Below are 1,388 nucleotides of genomic sequence, written 5' to 3' on the forward strand. Positions count from 1 at the left end.
GTCAGCTTAACGGCTCTGACCTTGAATTCATTCGTGTATTGCCGAGTCTTCTTCTGGTTCTTGTACGCTGGCATTTCTCACCTCGTCTTCGTTTGACTGAGGTGTCCACTAAAACGGGGGAACTACAGAATCCCTCTTGAACAGTTTGTTAGCTGCGTACTGGAGGTTGTTGAGGAGCGCCCCACCCGGCTTGACGTTTCTTTGGCGTGGTAAGAGTTTCAATACGCTCTTGACTTGAAAGACAAACGTCAATTCCGTACTCAGTTAACTTATAGCTAAAGTACTCATTACCATTAAAGTCCGAAGCATTTATTTTTTCGATCATGCCTGAACGAGTAAGCTTGATTACAGCTAAGTTGATCTGTGCTGAACTGAAATCATATTGGTTAAAGCGGTTGTACAAATCCCAACTAGCGCACCCATCCACATCAGAGTTTGTGGACTCAAGCAGCATAGCCAATGCTAGTATGTCAATATCAGTAAGTGCTGCCAATTGAGCATTTACATCAATTCGCGGTTTTTCCTGCACAAAATCAAGCTCAAGTAAGCCCTGCGCTTTGAAAGCTCGCTTGATTTGGGTTGCCGAGTAATTCAGAGAGGACGCCAAATCCTCATCACTTCTGTTAGCATCAAAATCAGTTGGAGTAATCCCAAGAAGATCGCTTGGAAAATGCAAGTCAACGCCACGTGGCTTTACAATAAAACACCTGTTCTTCCCTATTGCTCCAATAAATAAACCAAGTTCAAAAACCACGTTATCTCTAACAACGTACTTTTCTCTAGACCTCATGATAGTCAGATCGTCTGGAGAGAAGATAAAAATTGAGAAATCTACTGACTTAGCTTTTGAAATTAAATCATCAAGAGCATTACTCGAAAGATTGAATGTACCGTTTCGCCATATTGTAACCTCAGCATCAAACTCTAAGTTCTCAGCAATAGCATCTGCAATCGGCAAACTTTCGACTGATGAACCTATAAATACCCTTGGTTTTCTCATTATTTCTCCAACTTCTTATTATATTTGATGCCACAAAGCAGCTAACAATTGTATATTGACCCGGCTCAATAACAAGCACCTGGGAATTCCAGAAGATTATCATTAACCCACTGATTTACAAAAATAAATAGACGTAACAGCGGTGCTCTTATGCGTGAAAACGAGACGTATCAATAACTCCGTATGCTGGTCTTGAATGTTTTCGTGAATAGCTTGTAAGCCACTGATTTATAATTGGAAAAATTATCTTCTTGCTGCCAACAGGGCAAGATTACGAAAGCCCCAGCCCTGACAGGACTTGCGACAGGTAAGCGGTATTTCGACTTGCCCGTTTTTGTTTACGTTTGATACCAGCCTTGAAGCTGGTATCACTGTTCAGGGCATTGAA

At 41.5% G+C, this 1,388-nt stretch carries 1 protein-coding gene; it reads right to left on the reverse strand.

Annotated features, from left to right (window positions below):
• Positions 1-148 precede the first annotated feature (148 nt).
• Complete coding sequence (locus tag B6S09_RS17990) at positions 149-1,000, reverse strand: TIR domain-containing protein (RefSeq protein ID WP_094279856.1); 852 nt, start codon at positions 998-1,000, stop codon at positions 149-151.
• Positions 1,001-1,388: the final 388 nt, after the last annotated feature.

Origin of the sequence: Oceanimonas baumannii, assembly GCF_002245495.1 — a bacterium.
GTDB lineage: Bacteria > Pseudomonadota > Gammaproteobacteria > Enterobacterales > Aeromonadaceae > Oceanimonas > Oceanimonas baumannii.

Excerpts from the sequence above, each read along its gene's own strand:
- B6S09_RS17990 (WP_094279856.1), bottom strand. The coding sequence starts at position 1,000 with ATGAGAAAACCAAGGGTATTTATAGGTTCATCAGTCGAAAGTTTGCCG.